General features: G+C 68.6%; 17 protein-coding genes. 5 read left to right on the top strand and 12 right to left on the bottom strand.

What is annotated here, in order from left to right; translation table 11 throughout:
• Positions 1-130 precede the first annotated feature (130 nt).
• The 4 genes from H5393_RS06285 to H5393_RS06300 form a co-directional block, all read right to left on the bottom strand.
• Positions 131-1,321, bottom strand: a complete 1,191-nt coding sequence (locus H5393_RS06285; protein ID WP_182764530.1) for a BMP family protein — start codon at positions 1,319-1,321, stop codon at positions 131-133.
• A gap of 117 nt (positions 1,322-1,438) precedes the next feature.
• Positions 1,439-2,650, bottom strand: a complete 1,212-nt coding sequence (locus H5393_RS06290) for a phosphotransferase (RefSeq protein ID WP_182764531.1) — start codon at positions 2,648-2,650, stop codon at positions 1,439-1,441.
• Complete coding sequence (locus tag H5393_RS06295; protein WP_370585872.1) at positions 2,643-4,001, bottom strand: hemolysin family protein; 1,359 nt, start codon at positions 3,999-4,001, stop codon at positions 2,643-2,645. The genes H5393_RS06290 and H5393_RS06295 overlap by 8 nt, the downstream gene beginning before the upstream one ends.
• Positions 4,002-4,010: 9 nt before the next feature.
• Entirely contained in the window at positions 4,011-4,859 is an 849-nt protein-coding gene (locus H5393_RS06300) for a formyltetrahydrofolate deformylase (protein WP_209455254.1), read from the bottom strand.
• A gap of 170 nt (positions 4,860-5,029) precedes the next feature.
• On the opposite strand from H5393_RS06300, the gene H5393_RS06305 reads away from it, so the two are divergent.
• Positions 5,030-5,377 carry a DUF485 domain-containing protein gene (locus H5393_RS06305; RefSeq protein ID WP_182764533.1) on the top strand — a complete coding sequence of 116 codons (348 nt, stop codon included), beginning with the start codon at positions 5,030-5,032 and terminating at the stop codon, positions 5,375-5,377.
• Positions 5,374-6,999, top strand: a complete 1,626-nt coding sequence (locus tag H5393_RS06310; RefSeq protein ID WP_182764534.1) for a cation acetate symporter — start codon at positions 5,374-5,376, stop codon at positions 6,997-6,999. Before H5393_RS06305 ends, H5393_RS06310 begins: the two co-directional genes overlap by 4 nt.
• A 66-nt stretch (positions 7,000-7,065) precedes the next feature.
• On the opposite strand, the gene H5393_RS06315 is transcribed toward H5393_RS06310, so the two are convergent.
• Positions 7,066-8,055 (bottom strand): malate dehydrogenase, encoded by a 990-nt coding sequence (locus H5393_RS06315; protein WP_182765941.1) that lies wholly within the window; start codon positions 8,053-8,055, stop codon positions 7,066-7,068.
• Positions 8,056-8,146: 91 nt separating this feature from the next.
• The gene (locus H5393_RS06320) at positions 8,147-8,809 is read right to left on the bottom strand and encodes a vitamin K epoxide reductase family protein (protein ID WP_370585943.1); all 663 of its coding nucleotides are present in this window, start codon (positions 8,807-8,809) and stop codon (positions 8,147-8,149) included.
• Between the two features lie 381 nt (positions 8,810-9,190).
• On the opposite strand from H5393_RS06320, the gene H5393_RS06325 reads away from it, so the two are divergent.
• Both H5393_RS06325 and H5393_RS06330 read left to right on the top strand, forming a co-directional pair.
• On the top strand, positions 9,191-10,117 hold the full coding sequence (locus H5393_RS06325; protein ID WP_182765942.1) for a type IV toxin-antitoxin system AbiEi family antitoxin domain-containing protein: 927 nt from the start codon (positions 9,191-9,193) through the stop codon (positions 10,115-10,117).
• Positions 10,118-10,312: 195 nt separating this feature from the next.
• Positions 10,313-11,476, top strand: a complete 1,164-nt coding sequence (locus H5393_RS06330; RefSeq protein ID WP_182765943.1) for a PrsW family intramembrane metalloprotease — start codon at positions 10,313-10,315, stop codon at positions 11,474-11,476.
• On the opposite strand, the gene H5393_RS06335 is transcribed toward H5393_RS06330, so the two are convergent.
• From H5393_RS06335 to H5393_RS06355, 5 genes are read right to left on the bottom strand one after another with little or no spacing between them, the layout of a single operon-like run.
• On the bottom strand, positions 11,473-11,802 hold the full coding sequence (locus H5393_RS06335; RefSeq protein WP_182765944.1) for a DUF3017 domain-containing protein: 330 nt from the start codon (positions 11,800-11,802) through the stop codon (positions 11,473-11,475). The genes H5393_RS06330 and H5393_RS06335 overlap by 4 nt on opposite strands.
• Positions 11,786-12,646, bottom strand: coding sequence for a bifunctional methylenetetrahydrofolate dehydrogenase/methenyltetrahydrofolate cyclohydrolase (locus H5393_RS06340; RefSeq protein WP_182765945.1), 861 nt, complete (start codon positions 12,644-12,646; stop codon positions 11,786-11,788). The genes H5393_RS06335 and H5393_RS06340 overlap by 17 nt, the downstream gene beginning before the upstream one ends.
• A 14-nt stretch (positions 12,647-12,660) precedes the next feature.
• Positions 12,661-14,214: a bifunctional phosphoribosylaminoimidazolecarboxamide formyltransferase/IMP cyclohydrolase gene (purH, locus tag H5393_RS06345; RefSeq protein ID WP_182765946.1), complete on the bottom strand. Its 1,554-nt coding sequence runs from the start codon at positions 14,212-14,214 to the stop codon at positions 12,661-12,663.
• Positions 14,211-14,786, bottom strand: coding sequence for a phosphoribosylglycinamide formyltransferase (purN, locus tag H5393_RS06350; RefSeq protein WP_182764541.1), 576 nt, complete (start codon positions 14,784-14,786; stop codon positions 14,211-14,213). The genes purH and purN overlap by 4 nt, the downstream gene beginning before the upstream one ends.
• Before the next feature lie 9 nt (positions 14,787-14,795).
• Entirely contained in the window at positions 14,796-16,070 is a 1,275-nt protein-coding gene (locus H5393_RS06355; RefSeq protein ID WP_182765947.1) for a DUF6350 family protein, read from the bottom strand.
• A gap of 100 nt (positions 16,071-16,170) precedes the next feature.
• Here H5393_RS06355 and H5393_RS06360 point away from each other — a divergent pair, with 100 nt between their 5' ends.
• The gene (locus H5393_RS06360; protein ID WP_182765948.1) at positions 16,171-17,952 is read left to right on the top strand and encodes a hypothetical protein; all 1,782 of its coding nucleotides are present in this window, start codon (positions 16,171-16,173) and stop codon (positions 17,950-17,952) included.
• Here the strand turns inward: H5393_RS06360 and sucD are convergent, their stop codons facing one another.
• Positions 17,953-18,852, bottom strand: a complete 900-nt coding sequence (gene sucD, locus H5393_RS06365) for a succinate--CoA ligase subunit alpha (protein WP_182765949.1) — start codon at positions 18,850-18,852, stop codon at positions 17,953-17,955.
• Position 18,853: the final 1 nt, after the last annotated feature.

Genomic DNA, 18,853 nt, shown 5'->3' on the forward strand with positions numbered 1-18,853 from the left:
CGGCGTGGTTCGTAGCGTAGCGGGTCGAGGACGGCGCGGCCTGAGGGCGGCGCCGAAACCCTGTGGGACGGTGCGAAGAAAGGGGAGGGACGCGCCGTTGCGCCCCTCCCCTGGGTCAACTCAGCGAAGCTCAGGGCTGGCTGGGCGACGTGATTTCGATGGTGCCGGCAATGATGTCTTCCTTGACCTGCTCGACCTCGGCCTTGAGTTCCTCCGGGATCTTGCTGTCGAAGTCGTGGTAATCGGACAGCAGAACGCCACCGTTCTCCAGGGTGCCGACGTACGGCTCGGAGGAGAAGCTGCCTTCGAGGGCCGACTTGATGGCCTCGAACACTGCGACGTCCATGCCCTTCTCGACGGACGTCATGATCTGAGCACCGTACTCAGGAGCGGACTCGTAGCCGTCGGTGTCGACCCAGATGGCGTTGACCTTGCCACCGGATTCCTGGGCGGCCTGGAGAGCGCCGATGCCGGCGGGGCCGGCCACGGGGAGGAGCACGTCAGCGCCCTGAGCGATCAGGGTGTTGGCGGTGTTCTTGCCACCGGGGATGTCACCGAACGGGTTGTTGCCGCCGATGAACTGGCCGTCCTGCTTGGCCTCGTCCCAACCGATGACCTTGACGGAAGCGCCCTTGGCCTCGTTGTAGTAGTTGACACCCTCGTGGAAGCCGTCCATGAAGATGGAAACGGTGGGGTAGTTGGCGCCACCGAAGGTGCCGACGGTGCCGGTCTGGCTCATGCCCGCGGCGAGGTAGCCGGCCATGAACGCGGGCTCAGCAGCGTTGAACAGCAGGCCCTTGGCGTTGTCGACGCCTTCGAACGAGCCATAGTCGACGATCGCGAAGTTCGTCTCGGGGTTCTGCTTGGCTGCGGCCTCAGTGGCGTTGGCGAGAGCGAAGCCGACCGTGACGATGATGTTGCAGTTGGCGTCAATCATGGCCTGCACGTTGCCGGCGTACTCGGCTTCGGCGTTGGACTCGATCTGGTTGGTGGCGATGCCGAGTTCGTCCTTGGCGCGCATGAGGCCGTTGTAGGCCGTCTCGTTGAAGGACTTGTCATCGAAGCCACCGGCGTCGGAGACCATGCAGGCGGTGAAGTCTGCGGCGTCCACGCTGCCGGACGCGCTGGCCGAGGCCGACGCGTCGGTCGAGGGCTCCGTCGAGGGGCTCTCTTCCGTGCCAGGGCTTTCCTCGGCGCTGGTCTCAACGGCCGCGGAAGTTTCCGTGCCGGGTTCGGTGGTGGCGGGCGGTTCGGCGCAGCCGGCGAGCGCGAGAGCGCTGGCCGCAGCGACCGAAACGAGGCTGAGCAGGGACTTCTTCACGAAGATCCTCCTTGTTGGTCCGGTTTCAGTGGGGCAACCCGACAATACCGCTCCGTGGCTGGGACATTTGTTGCGCTGCAGTTGATCGTTATAGATACGCAACAATCGCGGATTGGATCACACCACCTGGCGCACCAGGGCGCCCGCGGAGCGGATCATCTGCAGTGTCTGCTGCCGCCAGTCCACCTCCTGGCTGCGGTACGGACCCGTCGCCAACGAGATGATCACGGCGGCGGCCCGCAGCCTCAGTTCGACGGGGTCCACGCGTCGGTCGAACACCGGCACCCAGCGCGCCAACAGATCGCGCACCTTGCCCTCCTGCTCCGGGTTCATCCGCTGGATGGTGGAGAGGTGTCCGATGAGGCAGGCCAGGTCGTCGGCCCGTCTGCCGGGCCCGATGGTGTCGACGTCGAGCATGCCGACGATCCGGCCCTCCGAGACGCGCAACTGACCCTCGTGGAAGTCGCCGTGGGTGGCCTCGTCGCCGGGCGGAAAGAGGGCGAGCCTCTTGGTGATCTCGTCGGTCATCCAGGCGAGCTCGTCCCCCGCGTCGGGCAGCGTGGCCGACACCATCCGCGAATAGTGACCGACGGCCTCGGCCCAGGGGGCGCGACGTTCCAACCGGGCGACGGCGGGCGGCATCGCGTCGAGGATGCCGATCAGGTCCTCGGCGGTGCAGGGATCGCCGGGCTCGAAGAGCGCCCTGGCGAGCGCCATGCCCGGCAGTTCGCGGGTCACGAGGAGGTGGTCAGGGGTGGCGAGTGCCACTTCAGGCGCGGGGATGCCGGCATCGCGGAGCATCGTGTGCTTGGCCAGCACGTCCGCGAACAGCCTCTCGCGCAGCACCTTGACGTAGAATACCATGTGCGGGTCGTTCACGACCACCTTCACCACGGCGCGTCGGCGGGGCCGGTAGCCGATCATCGACAACGACAGCTGGCCACCCGTCACCGGACGCGCCAGCACTCCCCCGGCGTTGAGGGCCTCTGCCATCTTCTCCGGGAAGGCCGCCGTCGGGAGCCCGAGCAGGTCCGGGTCGTTGGGGTAGAGCCACACGGCGACGCGGCGGTTGCCGTCGTCGAAGATCTCCGCGCGCGCGTCCGACGCGGACAACTCCCCCGTGCGGGCGCTCACCCCGAGCAGCTCCGTGCGTTCACCGTGGGGCCAGCGGATCTGCGCCAGGTAGGTGGCGGTGGTGGAATGCTCCGGCGCGGCGTCGACGTGGTCGAGCGACCAGCTCACCAGATTCCCGCCCTGATGCTCGACGGCGGCGCGCAGCAGCGGCTCGACGCGGGGCCCGGTGAGCAGCCCCATGCCGTCGTCAGGCATCCGGGTCCCCCTCCTGGTGCGGCGCCGAGCTCTCCTGCTGTGGCTCCGCAGCCGCCTCGCGGCGCAACGTGAACCACGCGGCGCGTCGGCCGTCCAGCTCGCGGACCTCGAGCGTGTACCAGGCGGCGCGCGCCCCGGCGGAGTTCCGCACGGGTTCCAGCATGACGTTGATCAGGCCGCCCGGCACCGGCAGCTTCCCCACCACGGACATGTAGTAGCCGGCGACGGTGTCGTAGGGGCCCTCTGGGATGACGTGGCCCGTCAACTCGGCGAACTCTTCGATGGTGGTCAGCCCGTCGACCTCATTGACCTCGCGCGCCGCATCGCCGTCGGCCAGGTCGTACTCGTCGGTGATGTCGCCGATGAGTTCCTCGAACAGGTCCTCCAGCGTCACGATGCCCGCCGTGCCGCCGTACTCGTCGCGCACGATGGCGAGGTGGGCGCCTCGGCTGCGCATCGCAGTCATGGCGGTGAGGATCTTGACGGTCTCGGGCAGGAAGAGCACGTCACGGGCCAGCGAGCGGACGTCGCCGGAGCGGGCGGCGCCCTCCACGTCCATGAGGTCGCGCACGTGGATGAAGCCGACGATGCGGTCAGAGGAACCGTCGGTGACCGGGTAGCGGGAATGGGGGGCGCCGCGCACCTCCCGGTAGGCCAGCGAGATGGGCATGTCGGCCGGCAGGAAGTCCACCTCGGTGCGCGGCACCATCACCTCGCGGAGGCTGAGCTCGCCGGCGTCGAAGAGTTCGTCGACGATGCTGCGTTCCTCCACCCCGAGGGTGGTGGAGCTGATGACCATGGCCCTCAGTTCCTCGTCGGTGACGGCATCCTTCGACTGGGTGGGGTCGCCGCCGAGGACCCGCACCAGGAAGTTGGTGCTGATGTCGAGCACCCAGATGAGCGGGCGGGCCAGCCTCGCGATGCCGGAGACCAGCGGCGCCAGCGCCAGCGAGAACGTCTCCGGGCGCTGCATGGCGAGACGCTTGGCGGTGAGCTCCCCCACCACGATGGAGAAGTACGCGATCACCACAGTGGTGAGCACCAGCGACAGCGGTGCGGCGACATTCTCCGCCATCCCCCAGCCCACCAGGACCGGGACGAGACGGGCGCCGATGGTGGCGCCACCGAAGGCGGCCGACAGCATGCCGGAGATGGTCACACCGATCTGCACGGCCGACAGGAAGAGGTTGGGATTGCTGGTGAGCCGCTCGACGGCGTGGCCGCGGCTACCCTTCAGCGACAGGCGCCGGATCTGCGACTCCCGCAGGGTCACCAGAGCCATCTCGGCGGCCGCGAAGACCCCGCCGATGATGATGAACAGCCCGATGAGGGCGATATCTCCTAGCAACAGGAGGCCTGGTCAGCGGAAGATGACGGTGCGGTCACCGTCGGTCAGCACACGGTGCTCAGCGAAGAGGCGCACGGCCTCGGCCAGCGTCTGCGACTCCTGGGCCTGACCCTTGCGGACCAGTTTGGCCACGTCCATCGTGTGGTCGACGCGGACGACGTTCTGCTCGATGATCGGGCCCTCGTCGAGGTCGCCGGTGACGAAGTGGGCAGTGGCCCCGATGAGCTTGACGCCGCGGGTGTGTGCCTGGCGGTAGGGGTTGGCGCCCTTGAAGCCGGGCAGGAACGAGTGGTGGATGTTGATGGCCCGGCCGGCGAGGAACTCGCACAGTTCCGGGCTGAGGATCTGCATGTAACGCGCGAGCACCACCAGCTCCACGTCCTCCTCCTCGACGACCCGGCGGATCTCCGCCTCGAAGGCCGGCTTGGTCTCGGGGGTGACGAAGCGGTGCTTGAACGGCACGTCGTAGAACGCGGCCATGGGCGCGAGGACGGCGTGGTTCGCCATGATGCCGACGACGTCGATGGGCAGGTCGCCGCCCTTCCACCGGAACAACAGGTCGTTGAGCGCATGACCGGCCTTGGAGGCGAGCAGCAGGGTGCGCACCGGGCGCGTCGCGTCGTCCACCCGCAGCCGTGCGTCGAAGCCCCGGGTTGCCGTGTCGACGGAGGTGTACAGCGCCTCGGGATCTGCGTCCTCGACGTGGATGCGGGTGAAGAAGCGGCCGGTGTCCGGGGAGGAGAACTGCTGGAGTTCTGTGATGTTCCCGCCTGCCTGGACGATGCCTCCGGTGATCGCGTGGACGATGCCGGGGCGATCAGGGCAGTCGAGAGTGACGACGAGCTGATGCATGGCGCTCAGCCTAGCGGTATGCGGCGCGGTGCCCCGCGGGCGAGGTCCCCCATGCCCGGCGCTGCCCCCTGGACAACCCGCTCCGTGTGATGGGATAAATCACAGATACACGCAAACGAACTGCCCGATTGCTAGCATGCAGGCGCGCAACGATGCGCCACGCCTGAGGAGAATCCGTCATGGATGACGTCACATCGCCCCACCGGGGCATCATTCCCCCAGAAGAGTTCCACCGGGTCCAGCAATCGGAGAACTTCCAACATCTCAAGAAGGTGTTCCGCTCGTTCGCCTTCCCCATGACCGTGGTGTTCCTCGTCTGGTACCTCGCCTACGTCCTGGGCTCGATCTTCGCGAAGGACCTGATGATGACGCCGGTGTTCGGCAACGTGTCGGTGGGCTTCCTCTTCGGCATCGGCCAGTTCATCAGCACGTTCCTGATCACCTGGCTGTACATCCGCTACATGACCCGGAAGGTCGACCCCGTCGCAGGCGAACTGCGCACTGAGCTGGAGGGCCACTCACGATGACCATTCTCGAAACCCAGTTGCTGGGCAACCCGCTGATCAACATCGGCATCTTCGCCGGCTTCGTCGTCATCACCATGTTCGTGGTGATCCGCGTGAGCCAGGGCGGCAAGAAGCGCGCCGGCGACTTCTACACCGGCGGCGCCCAATTCGACGGCCGCCAGAACGGCTTCGCGATCGCGGGCGACTACCTCTCCGCCGCGTCGTTCCTCGGCATCGTCGGCGCCGTGGCGCTGTACGGCTACGACGGCCTCCTCTACTCCGTCGGCTTCCTCGTCGCCTGGCTGGTCGCGCTGCTCCTAGTGGCCGAACCGCTGCGCAACACCGGCAAGTACACGATGGCCGACGTGCTGAGCTTCCGCATGCGTCAGAAGCCCGTCCGCACCGCCGCAGCCACCTCGACCCTCGTCATCTCCTTCTTCTACCTGCTGGCGCAGATGGCCGGCGCAGGTGCGCTGGTGTCGCTGCTGCTGGGCATCAGTTCCGGTTGGGGCCAGAACCTGGTCATCGGCATCGTGGGCGCGCTGATGGTGGGCTACGTGCTCATCGGCGGCATGAAGGGCACCACGTGGGTGCAGATGATCAAGGCCGTGCTGCTCATCACGGGCGCGCTGATCATGACCATCTGGGTGCTGGCGTTCAAGGGCTTCAACATGTCGGCCCTCATCGGTGCGGCGATCGACAAGACCGCGTCCGACGGTGCGGCCAACCCCGAACTGCCCACCTTCGACCTCCTCGCTCCCATGGAGCGCTACACCGATCCCATCGGCCTGATCTCGATGGGCATGGCCCTGGTGCTCGGCGCCTCCGGCCTCCCCCACGTGCTGATGCGCTTCTACACGGTGCCCACCGCCAAGGAGGCGCGTCGCTCCGTGACCTGGGCCATCGGCCTCATCGGTGCGTTCTACCTGTTCACGATGGTGCTCGGCTACGGTGCCGCGTGGCTGGTCGGCCCCGAGGCCATCCGCGGCATGCCCGGCGGCGCCAACGCTGCTGCCCCGGCGCTCGCCTACCACCTGGGCGGCGCCGTCCTGATGGCGGTCATCGCGGGTGTGGCGTTCGCGACCATCCTCGCCGTCGTGGCGGGCCTGGCGATCACGGCCTCCGCGTCGTTCGCGCACGACATCTACAACAACGTACTCAAGGACGGTAAGGCGGACCCGGCCAAGGAGGTCAAGGTGGCCCGCTGGACGTCGGTCCTCATCGGCGGTGTCGCCGTGTTGGGCGGTATCGTCGCGAAGGAGCAGAATGTCGCCTTCCTGGTGTCGCTGGCGTTCGCCATCGCCGCCTCGGCGAACCTGCCCTCCATCCTCTACTCGCTGTACTGGAAGAAGTTCTCGACGGCGGGCGCAGTGTGGTCGATCAGCGGTGGTCTGGTGACCGCCATCGTGCTGATCGCCTTCTCCCCCGCGGTGTCGGGCAGCCCCGGCTCGATGTTCCCCGACGTCGACTTCTCCTGGTTCCCGTGGGATTCGCCGGCCATCTTCTCCGTGCCGGCCGGCTTCTTCCTCGGTTGGCTGGGCTCCGTCCTGAAGCCGGACCACAACCAGTTCGCCGATCAGGCCGCCGAGATGGAGGTCCGCTCCATGACCGGCGCCGGCGCGGCAGGTGCCCTCGACCACTGACCGACAGGCTGAACGCACACCGGCCCGCCCCCGATTCGGGGGCGGGCCGGTGTGTTGTTGTTCAGCTCAGATGAGGCCGAGGGCCGTGACGGCCTCGCGCTCGTCTGTGAGTTCGGCGACCGAGGCGTCGATCTTGGCGCGGGAGAACTCGTTGATCTCGAGGCCCTGGACGATCTCGTACCTGCCGTCCTTCACGGTGCACGGGAAGGACGAGATGATGCCCTCCGGCACGCCGTAGGAACCGTCGGACGGCACGGCCATGGAGACCCAGTCGCCGTCCGGGGTGCCCAGCACCCAGTCGCGCATGTGCTCGACCGTGGCGTTGGCTGCCGACGCTGCCGACGACAGGCCGCGCGCCTCGATGATGGCCGCGCCGCGCTTGGCGACGGTGGGGATGAAGGTGCTCTCCAGCCAGGCCTGGTCGTTGACCAGTTCAGCGGCGCTCTGGCCGTTGACCTTGGCGTTGAAGATGTCCGGGTACTGGGTGGCCGAGTGGTTGCCCCAGATGGTCATGTTCGTGATCTCGGTGACCGGCACGCCCAGCTTGGCGGCCAACTGCGACAGGGCGCGGTTGTGGTCGAGACGGGTCAGCGCGTTGAACTGCTCGGCCGGGATGTCGGGAGCGTTCTCCATGGCGATCAGCGCGTTGGTGTTGGCGGGGTTGCCCGTGACGAGCACCTTGACGTCGTCGGCGGCCACGTCGTTGAGGGCCTTGCCCTGCGCGGTGAAGATGGCGCCGTTGGCGGACAGCAGGTCGCCTCGCTCCATGCCTGCCTTGCGCGGCATTGCGCCGACCAGCATGGCCAGGTTGACGCCGTCGAACACCTTGGCGGGGTCGTCGCCGATCTCGATGTTGACCACGTTGCCGAAGGCGCAGTCGTCGAGCTCCATGACGACGCCCTCGAGGGCCTTCAGCGCCGGGGTGATTTCAAGCAGGCGCAGCTCGATGGGGGTGTCCCCCAGCAGCGAGCCGCTCGCGATGCGAAACAGGAGGCTGTAACAAATCTGACCAGCGGCGCCGGTGACGGCGATCTTGACGGGAGCTGCAGTGCTCACTTCTCATTCCTCTCTTGGAACGGTAGGTCCTACCAGGGAGACTCTACCGCCCCGTCGGAGGCCGGTGCGCACGGGCTCAGTTGAGCTGGGCTCAGATGAACTTGGGCGCGAACTTCAGGATTTCGATGACTACGATGAGCGCGAGCCACGCCATGAACGAGATGGTCAACCAGCCGTTGCGGTGGAAACGCTCCAGCTTCTCGGCGGTCTTCGCGGAGAAGTAGTGGTTGCGTTCCTGGATGTTCCACGCGGTCATGGACCAGAACACGAACGTCGTGGCGACGGTGACAGTGAGGCACCAGGGGCACAGGGCGCCGATCTCGAAGGACGACTGGTAGAGGAGCCAGTAGGCGAAGACGACACCGAGGAAGTAGACCGCGTTGGCGGTGAACATGAACCAGCGCGGGAACCGCACCCCGAAGAGCGACGCGACGGCGATCGTCATGACGACGGGTTCGGCGATCATGCCCAGGAACGCATTGGGGAAGCCGAAGATGTTGGCCTGCCAGGTGGCGCCGACCTTGGCGCAGTCGAACACCTCGTTGATGGAACAGGCCAGGTCCGCGTCGGGGTTGGCGGCCAGCACGATGGCGTCGTAGCTCAGCACCCACGACGCGATGAGACTGACGATGGCGAAGGCGAGCATCTCGCCGAAGAGGATGTAGCGCTGGCGCTTGCTCGGCACCGGTCGCGGGTCGCCGCCCGGGTTTGCGGGGTCGAGGATCTCCGACGACGAGGTCATGGTCTCTTGCACGCGTACATCGTAACTGCGCGGCGCAAGCTGCGGTCGCGGCCTCCGGAAGGAGTGGTGAGCCGTCAATGAATCTGAGCCCGCCGTCGGGTCGCCGGGTCGGCCGCCCCGGCAGAGTGAAGTTGTGCACCAACTCCGCTGCACAACTCAACAACGCCCGACCCGCCGTCGAGGCCCCGGCCCAGCAGAGTGAAGTTGTGCACCGACTCCGCTGCACAACTCAACAACGCCCGACCCGCCGTCGAGGCCCCGGCCCGACAGAGTGAAGTTGTGCACCGACTCCGCTGCACAACTCAACAACGCCCGACCCGCCGTCGGCCCGGGTTATGCACAGATGCGCGACGGCATGGGGAGCCGGGCTATCGGCTGAACATAAGTGGTGGCATGAACAAGATCGTCATGCCTGCCGACCTCATTGCCATCGCCCGCGGACAGGGCGGGGTCTTCACGACGAAACAGGCCGCCACGGCCGGCATCACCCGCGCCGTCACGCAGCGTTTCCTCGACGACCACGTCTGGTGGTCCCTCGCCCGGGGCCTCTACTCCCTCTCCCCCGACCCGACCTGGGACGGTCTCGCGTGGGGCGGCGTCCTGCTCGGCGGGCCGGACGCTGCGCTGGGGTTCGAGGCGGCAGGTCACAAGCTCGGGCTCTGCGCCCCGCCGTCGAGCATCGACGTGCTCACCCCGCACCAACGGGTCGACCGAGGCTCTTGGCGCTTTCATCGGATGCCGCGGATCGAGGCCAGCGGCGAGCCACCGGTAGCGAGGATCGAGCAGACTGCTCTGCTCATGTGCGCCGAGGCCGAGCGCGAGGCGCTGTTCAGTCAACTCGCCCGGGCGGTGACCTCCCGACGGACCACGCCCCGCCGACTGCTCGACGCCGCGCTGGCCAATCCCCATGTGCGGCACAGGGCGCTGATCGTCGAGGCGCTGGGAGACATCGCAGGCGGCGTGCACAGCGCACTGGAACGCCGCTACTTCCGCGATGTCGAGCAGCGCCACGGTCTGCCCGACGGCGTGCGCCAGGTGAGCCTGCAGCCCAGCCGCTACAGCGACGTCGCCTACGTTGAGGTCGCCGTCGTCATCGAACTCGACGGACGGCTCGGCCACTCCGGAGACGGCGTCTTCCGTGACTTCGAGCGCGACAACAAGAACTCGCTGCGTGGCTACGTCACGCTGCGGATCGGATGGAACGACATCGTCAACCATCCGTGCAACGTGGCGCGTGCCGTCGCGCAACTGCTTGTCTCTCGGGGTTGGTCCCGCACGATGACGCCCTGCCGAGGCTGTCCCAACGCCCAAGCTGAGTGAAGTTGTGCAGCGAGTCCGCTGCACAACTCAACAACGCCCACCCTCTCGTCGCCCCAATGCCCGAGCTGAGTGAAGTTGTGCAGGAAGTCCGCTGCACAACTTCACTCTGGTCAGGCGCAGCCACAGCCGCAGCACACACCCGGCAGGCAACAGCGCACGGGCGGCACGGCACGCACAGGCAATACGGTGGGGTCCATGAGCTACCCCACCTATCAACAGGCGGCGCGGCACAAGAAGCAGGCGGTCGTGCTGCCGCTGCTCTTCCTCGTCGTCGGCGGCGCAGGCACCCTGCTGGGCCTGCTCGTCTTCCTCGACCGGCCGGTCACCCAGTCGGTCGTCGCGGTGCTCGCGTTCACCGCCGTGCTGGCCCTCGGGGTGGCTTTCGTGCGCTGGCTCGACAAGTGGGAACCCGAGCCGCCGCTGTTCATCATCGGCGCCTTCGTGTGGGGAGCCGGCGTCTCCGCCCTGGTCAGCGGCATCGTGAACACGGTCGTGGCCTATTCGCTCCAGTCCGAGAACGCAGCCGTCATGGTGTCCGCGCCGCTCATCGAGGAGTCGACCAAGGGCCTCTTCCTCGTGATCGTCCTGCTCAGCACCCGACGGGGGCGCGCGGAGTTCAACAGCCTCACCGACGCCATCGTGTACGGCGCAATGGTGGGGCTCGGGTTCTCGTGGATCGAACACATCACCTATGCACTCAGGCCCGACACCATGTACGACTCCGTCGAGGTCATCCTCCTCAGGCTCCTCCTGGTGGCCTACCTGCATCCCATGCTGACCATCATCGTCTCGATCGGCATCTGGGCCGGCGTCAACGCCAGGGGCCTCATGCGGGTGGGGTGGCCGTTCCTCGCCTGGTGCCTGGCCGTCGCGCTGCACTTCATGCACAACTCCTCCACGGACCTCCTCGGCATGCGCGGCCTCCTGATCGCCGCGGGCATCGAACTACTGGTCTTCGTCGGCCTGCTGATCGTCGGCATGGTGGCCAGGCAGCGGGAGCGCGCGACCGTCGTGCGCCAACTCCCCGCGCTCGTGCACTTCGGCTGGATCACGCCTTTGGAGGCCGGATGGCTCGCCGACCTCGGCGCGCGCCGTCGCATGGTGGCAGCAGCTGGGCGGGAAAAGCGGCTGCTCAAGGACTTCATCCAGAACGTCACCGAGCTCGCTCTACTCCGCGGGAGGCTCGAGGCCCTCCCGGATGGGCCGCCGCCGCGGGCCTGGTTGGGGATGCACCGTGAACTGGCCGAACTGGTATTCCATCAGCGGCCGGAGGTGCAGCGTATCCTCAGCGGCGGAGGTGGCTGGACACCCATGCAGGGCAGGCCCGGCGAACTGTGGGGCGCCCGCCCCTCGAGCTAGGGGGCAGACGGCGGCACGATGAAGGCGAGAGCCACGACGGCGGCGCCGAGCACGGCCAGCACGCTCACGTCGATCCAGCGTCGGCGCACCACCAACAGGCCCGCCACCATGCGCGGGAGGATGAGACGCAGCCCGGCGCCCACCAGCAGCGCCGCCCCGATGACCAGGGACGCCAGGCGCCACCGGCCCAGCGCTGCGAAGACGACGCCCACGCCCAGCACGGCCACCGTGAGCGACAGGGCCCACGGGCTGTCAGGGTAGGAGTCTGCGGGCCGGTCCCTCGCCCGTCGTCTCAGCCGGCCTTCGAGCCTATCGCCGAAGATCATTCAGTTGCTCCGCGCGGTCCACGACGTTGCTGAGCAACATGGCGCGGGTCATCGGCCCGACACCACCAGGGTTCGGCGTGACGAAGCCGGCCTTGTCCCACACGTCGGGGGCGAAGTCGCCCACCGTCTTGCCGTCGACGCGGCTGACGCCCACGTCCACCAGCGCGGCACCCTCGCGGATCATGTCGGCCGTGATCATGCCCGGCACCCCCGCCGCGGCTACCACGATGTCGGCGAGCCGCGTATGGGCCGCCAGGTCCCGGGTGCCGGTGTGGCAGAGGGTCACGGTGGCGTTCTCACTGCGGCGGGTCAGGATGAGGCCCAGCGGGCGACCGACGGTGATGCCGCGGCCCACCACGCAGACCTCCGCACCCCTGATTTCGACGCCGTGGCGGCGCAGCAGTTCGACGATGCCGCGCGGGGTGCAGGGCAGGGTGGCCGGTTCGTTCAGCACCAGGCGGCCGAGGTTGATGGGGTGGAGGCCGTCGGCGTCCTTGTCGGGGTCGATCAGCGACAGCGCCCAGTTCTCGTCGAGGTGCTTCGGGATGGGCAACTGCACGATGTAGCCGGTGCAGGCCGGGTCGTTGTTGAGTCCCTCGATGGCCTCGCGGAGTTGCTCAGCCGTCGCGTCCTCAGGCAGTTCCACACGGATGGAGGCGATGCCCACCTCGTCGCAGTCGCGGTGCTTCATCCGCACGTAGCTCTGGCTGGCGGGGTCTGCGCCCACGAGCACAGTGGCCAGGCCGGGCACCACGCCCTGCTCGCGCAGGGCCGCCACGCGGACGGTGAGTTCGGCCTTGATCGCGGCGGCCGTGGCCTTACCGTCGAGCTTGACTGCAGTCATGGGGTGAGCCTCCGTCAGTGGAAGAAGTGGCGGGTGCCGGTGAAGTACATCGTGACGCCGGCCGCGGTCACCGCGTCGATGACCTCCTGGTCACGCACCGACCCGCCGGGCTGGATGATGGCGCGGATGCCCGCGTCGAGCAGCACCTGGGGGCCGTCGGCGAACGGGAAGAACGCGTCCGAGGCCGCAACTGACCCACGGGCCCGGTCACCGGCTCGGTCCACCGCGAGGTGGCAGGAGTCGACGCGGTTGACCTGCCCCATGCCGACGCCCACAGAGGCACCGTCGCTGGCGAGCAGGATGGCGTTGGACTTGACGGCGCGCACGGCGCGCCAGGCGAACAGCAGGTCCGCGAGGGTGGCCTCGTCGGCCGCCTCGCCCGCAGCGAGCGTCCAGTTGGCGGGGTCGTCGCCGTCGGCGTCGATCGCGTCGGCCTGCTGCACGAGCAGCCCGCCGTCGATCTCGCGGATGGCCATACCCTCGTTGGTGGAGCCTTCGGCGATCAGGATGCGCAGGTTCTTCTTCCCGGAGAGCACCTCGACGGCGCCCTTCTCGTACCCGGGAGCGACGACGACCTCGGTGAAGATCTCCGCCACCTGCTGCGCCATCTCCACCGACACGGGGCGGTTGGCGGCGATGACGCCGCCGAACGCGGAGACCGGGTCGCAGGCGTGGGCCTTGCGGTGGGCGTCGGCGATGTTGCTGCCGGTGGCGATGCCGCAGGGGTTGGCGTGCTTGATGATGGCGACGGCGGGCTCTTCGAAGTCGTAGGCCGCACGGCGGGCCGCGTCGGCGTCGACGTAGTTGTTGTAGCTCATCTCCTTGCCGTGGAGCTGGGTGGCGTCGGCCAGGCCGGCGGTGCCGTTGCTGTTGCGGTAGACGGCGGCCTTCTGGTGCGAGTTCTCGCCGTAGCGCAGGTCGGCGACCTTGTGCCACGTGGCACCGTACCAGGCGGGGAACCCGCCGGGATGTCCGACGACGTCGCCGGACATCCAGGAGGCGACCGCGACGTCGTAGCTGGCGGTGTGCACGAACGCGGCGGCGGCGAGTTCCTTGCGCTGCGCCAGCGTGAAACCGCCGGCCGCGATGGCGGCGCGCAGCATGTGGTACTGCTCGGCGGAGGTGATGATGGCGACGGAGGCGTGGTTCTTGGCGGCCGCGCGCACCATGGTGGGCCCGCCGATGTCGATCTGCTCGATGCACTCATCCTGCGAGGCGCCGGAGGCGACCGTGGCGGCGAACGGGTAGAGGTTCGTGATCACGAGGTCGAAGGGGGCGATGCCCAGGTCGTCGAGCTGTTCACGGTGGGTGGAGAGGCGGCGGTCCGCCAGGATGCCCGCGTGCACGTGCGGGTGGAGCGTCTTCACCCGGCCGTCGAGGCACTCGGGGAAGCCGGTGACCTCTTCCACGCCGGTGACCTCAATGCCGGCGGCGGCCAGTTTGGCGGCCGTGGATCCGGTGGACACGATCTCGATGCCTGCGGCCGAAAGGTCACGTCCGAGTTCAATCAGTCCTGACTTGTCGTATACCGAGACGAGGGCTCGGCGCAGCGGGGTCAGCTCGGTCACGGGTGTTCCTTCTTCCACTCGGAGACGGCTCGGATCAGTAAGCGGCGTTCCACCGTCTTGATGCGTTCATGCAGGGATTCGACGTTGTCGTCATCCAGAACGTCGACGGCCCCCTGAAGCAGGATCCTACCGGTGTCGACACCGTCATCGACGAGGAATACGGTTGCCCCGGCCACTTTGACACCGGCGGCGAGCGCATCGCGCGGACCGTGCATCCCGGGGAAGCTCGGCAGCAGCGCCGGGTGGGTGTTGATGGTGCGGCCACCGAAGCGCGAGAGGAACTCGGAGCCCAGCAGCTTCATGAAGCCGGCGGAGGCGACCAGGTCCGGTTCGAACTCAGAGACGACCCGCGTGAGCTCAGCGTCCCAGGCACCGCGATCGCCACCTCTGGCAAGCGGATGGGCGACGGCGGGGATCCCTGCGGCACGTGCCCGTTCCAGCCCGAGGGCCGAGGGCTGGTCCGAAACGACGGCCACGACCCGGGCGTCGACCTCGCCTGCGTCGATGGCGTCCAGCAGCGCCTGGCACAGGGTGCCCGAACCGGACAGCAGAACGACAACGCGGGTGGTCACCCGCACACCCTACGCCGTGGGCTCGCCGGGTGTCTTGTCGGACGTCTCGTCAGCCGGCTTTCCTGCGTGCGGCCGGCGCCGGACGAGGCCGACGACGAGGCCGGCCACCACTCCGGACAGTCCCAGGATGGTGGGCGCGAAGACCAGCAGTTCCGGCATCCGGGCACCGACGTGGCTGAGGCGGTCGTCCCCCAGGGCGCCAGAGCCCATGCTGCACACGGTGGCGATGAGCACCCCGGCCGCCACTCCGGAGAGCCCGCCCACCAGCGCGGTCTCGTCGAAGCGGGCGCGCGGCCGGGCGAAGGCGACAACCAGGGCCGCGACGGCGCCCGCAATGACGCCGACGGCGAGCCACCACAGGTGCGACGTGGGCGCGGTCCCGCTTGCAGGCACGGCGCCGAAGATGGGGATGGCCGGCAGCAGCCCGACGTCGGTGACCGTCATCGTCACCACGGAGCCGTCGCCCAGCGTGAGGCCCGCGCCGAGGAGCCAGGAGGCGCCCGCCAGCACGATGTTGGGCAGGTAGAGGAGATGCAGCACCACCAGCAGGACCAACCCGCTCGTGCCGCCGTCGAGAGCATCGACGATGCCGCCCATCCGGTCCCACCCCGAATAGACGGCCAGGCCCGTCACGACGATGGCTCCGACGAGCACCGCGAGGATGGCGGCCCCCATGGCCCTGGGGACCGAACAGAGCCAGACGGGCCAGGTCTCCGTCGGCGAGTAGCCGATGCCGCGGGCTGCTCCCCAGAATCCGGCCACGCCGCCCACGACCAGCCCGCCGACCACCGCACGCCAGGAGGCGACCCCCAGCGTGGCAGCGAGGACCACCACGGCTGCTCCGTACGTGAGCGCGAAGGTGCCGGCCACCTTGGCGACGAGGCGTTCGCCGTCGACCCAGAGGCCACCGGTGTCGTCTTTCTGGGCGCCCTGGGCCGCGGCCTGCTTGGCCGAGTGGGAGGCCAACGGCAGCGCGAGGAAGAGGAGCAGGAGCGTCAACCCGAGCGGGGCGATCGAGACCGCCTGCCCCGCGATCTGCACGGGCGCGCCGTGGGCGAGGACGAGCACCTCGGCCGCGATCCGGAGGGCGGGGGTGAGCTGGGCGTCGGGAGAGGTGAGCCACGCCACCACTCCGAAGCCGGAGAGGAGGAGCCACCCGGCCACCAGCACCGCCAGCGGGCCGACGATGGCGGGCAGATACCAGGACCACGGCCAGTGCCGCGGCTCCGGGGTCGGCGTCGGATCGACGTCGACCGCCACAGTGCGGTGTTGGAACCCGTCCACCATCACCCTTCCGTTGAGGTTCTCGCGCGGCCTTCAGCCACCCCGGTAGTCTGGCCCAACGTAACTCGGCCAATCAGCGCTCCGGAGGAGGTGAGCCCCTGTGTCTGACGAGACCTTCCGTGCCCGCCGGGCCTTGCAGCCCGACGAGGAACTTCAGGCGCCATTGGTTCCGGACGATACCGCAGCAGCCGACGCGGCCCGGCCGCGACGCGGCGCTGCAGCCCCAGAAGAATCGACGCCCGCCGCCGGGCTGGGCGACGACCCGGTTGAGCCGGTTGCACCCACCGAGCCGATTGAACCGGCCGAGCCCGTCGAGTCCGTCGAGGTCATCGAACCGGACGCGCCGGCCAGGGGCCAAGGGGACAGCCCCTTCGCCCGCCCCGGCAGCGTCCCCTTCAGGGTGGCCCCTCCCCCGGTACCCGTCGCCCCAGAACCCGAGCCGATGATCCCCGCCCCCGTCTTCCCGCGCTCCGCCGGGGAGTACGCCGACGGGCCGGGCCCGGCCCCCCGTCGCTCCGCCATGTCGAGCGACACCCCGGTGGAGGTCGAACGCCCCGCGGCCCCTGCCGCGGCTCCCTCCTGGGTCTCCGTGCACAAGATGACGCTGGGCACCTGGGCCTTGGCCGGGCTGGTGGGCGCGCTGGTGGTGGGCCTCATCGCGTTCTTCGTGGTGCGCGGCATGCAGGACGAGCCGACCGGCGTTCCCAGCGGGCCCGAGTCGCCCACCTCCGGAAGCCCTTCGGTGACGGACCAGCCCGCTGACGTCGCCGATCTGGTGGAGGCGGACGATCTGGCCCCCATCGCCCCGGCCGCAGACTGGTCCGTCATCTCCACCACGGAAACCCAGTCGGACCACACCATGCGGGCGATCTGCCTGAGCACCGCCCAGCCGACGGTCAACCCCACCCATTCCTTCCAGCGCACGCTGGGCACCAGCGGCGACGACAAACTGGCCACGCTGCACCGCATCGACGTGTACGCCAACGTCGACGCCGCCAGCAGCGTCATGAGCGAGCGCATCGCCTCCCTGACCACGTGCCGCGAGGTGCCCGCCCGGCTGGTCCGCGCCACCACCATTGAGGGCCTGGCCGAGGAGACCTTCCAGGTGACGATCGTCCAGGAGGAGGCGGTGGCGAAGTACCACACCGTCCTCCTGACGCGCGACGGCGCCGCCCTGCAGATGGTCGACGTGGCGCGCGACGCGCAGCCCGTCGAGGAGAACGTGGTCGCGGATTCGCTGCTGCGGTCGCAGGCGGACCTGGCTGAGGCCCAGGACGCACCCGGCCCCACCGAGGTGACGGCTGCCCCCGCGATCGTGCCTCCTGCGCCGCCCGAGGGCTGGCTCGTCCCCGTCGACCTTCCCCGTATCCACCCGGGGGCCGGACGCTGGACGATGACCGGCCCGCATCCCGTCGACGGCACCAACATGGGCTGCGAGAACATGGAACTGGCCACCGAGGCCGGCCCCACCGAGCGGCAGCGCACGGCCTACGCCCTGACGCGTGACGAGAAGATCCCGGAGCGCTTCGGCATCGACGAGTTGCTGTTCACCTTCCCCTCCTCGGAGGAGGCCGCGGTCTTCGTCACCAAGCTCGGCACGAACCTGCGCACCTGCGGCCAGCGCGTCCTGACCGCCGAGATCGCGGAGCACGCGCCCGTGCCGGCGAAGGACGCCGAAGGCAACGCGCTGTCGTCGCTGGTGTTCACCGCCACGCAGGCGATCTCGGACACTGAGAAGGTCACCTACCAACTCATCGTCAGCGTGGCCACGAACAAGGTGGCCTACACCATCATCTCCGCCACCCCCGAGGTGCAGTTCACCCAGGAGCAGCTGACCGAGCTGGCCGCCCGGATCTCCGTCCGGGCCAGCCAGCTCAACTGATCAGACCAGCTGCCCGGCGCGCAGCTTGGCGATGGCGTCGCGGGCGAGCTGCGCAGTCTGCGACGGGGTCTCCCCCACCTGCACACCCGCGGCCTCCAGCGCCTCCTTCTTGGCGCGGGCGGTGCCGCTCGAGCCGGTGATGATGGCGCCCGCGTGACCCATGGTGCGGCCGGGCGGTGCCGTGAAACCTGCCACGTAGCCGACGACGGGCTTGGTGATGTTGGCCTTGATGTAGTCGGCGGCGCGTTCCTCCGCGTCGCCTCCGATCTCGCCGATCATCACGATCACGTCAGTCTCGTCGTCCTCCTCGAAGGCCTGCAGCACGTCGATGTGCTTGAGCCCGACGACTGGGTCACCGCCGATGCCGACGGCCGTGGAGAAGCCGTGGTCACGCAGTTCGTACATCATCTGGTAGGTCAGCGTGCCGGACTTCGACACCAGGCCGATGCGGCCGGGACCCGAGATGTGCGCCGGGATGATGCCGACATTGGACCGGCCTGGAGAGATGAGACCCGGGCAGTTAGGGCCGATGATGCGGGTCCCGGCGTCGGCCGCCGCGGCCTGGAACTCGACGCTGTCGCGCACGGGGATGCCCTCGGTGATGACCACGCACAGACCGATCTCGGCCTCCACGGCCTCCATGACGGCGGCCTTGGCGAACTTCGGCGGCACGAACACCACCGACACGTCGGCGTTGGTGGCGGCCACGCCCTCCACCATCGAGCCGAACACCGGTACGGGGTCCTCCTCGAAGAGCACGGATTCGCCGGCCTTGCCGGGCGTCACGCCGCCGACGACGCGGGTGCCGGACATGACCATGCGCTGGGTGTGTTTGCGGCCCTCCCGGCCGGTCATCCCTTGGACGAGGACGCGCGATGAGGCGTTGATGTAGATCGCCATG

Source organism: Tessaracoccus sp. MC1756 (assembly GCF_014164735.1).
Classification (GTDB): domain Bacteria; phylum Actinomycetota; class Actinomycetes; order Propionibacteriales; family Propionibacteriaceae; genus Arachnia.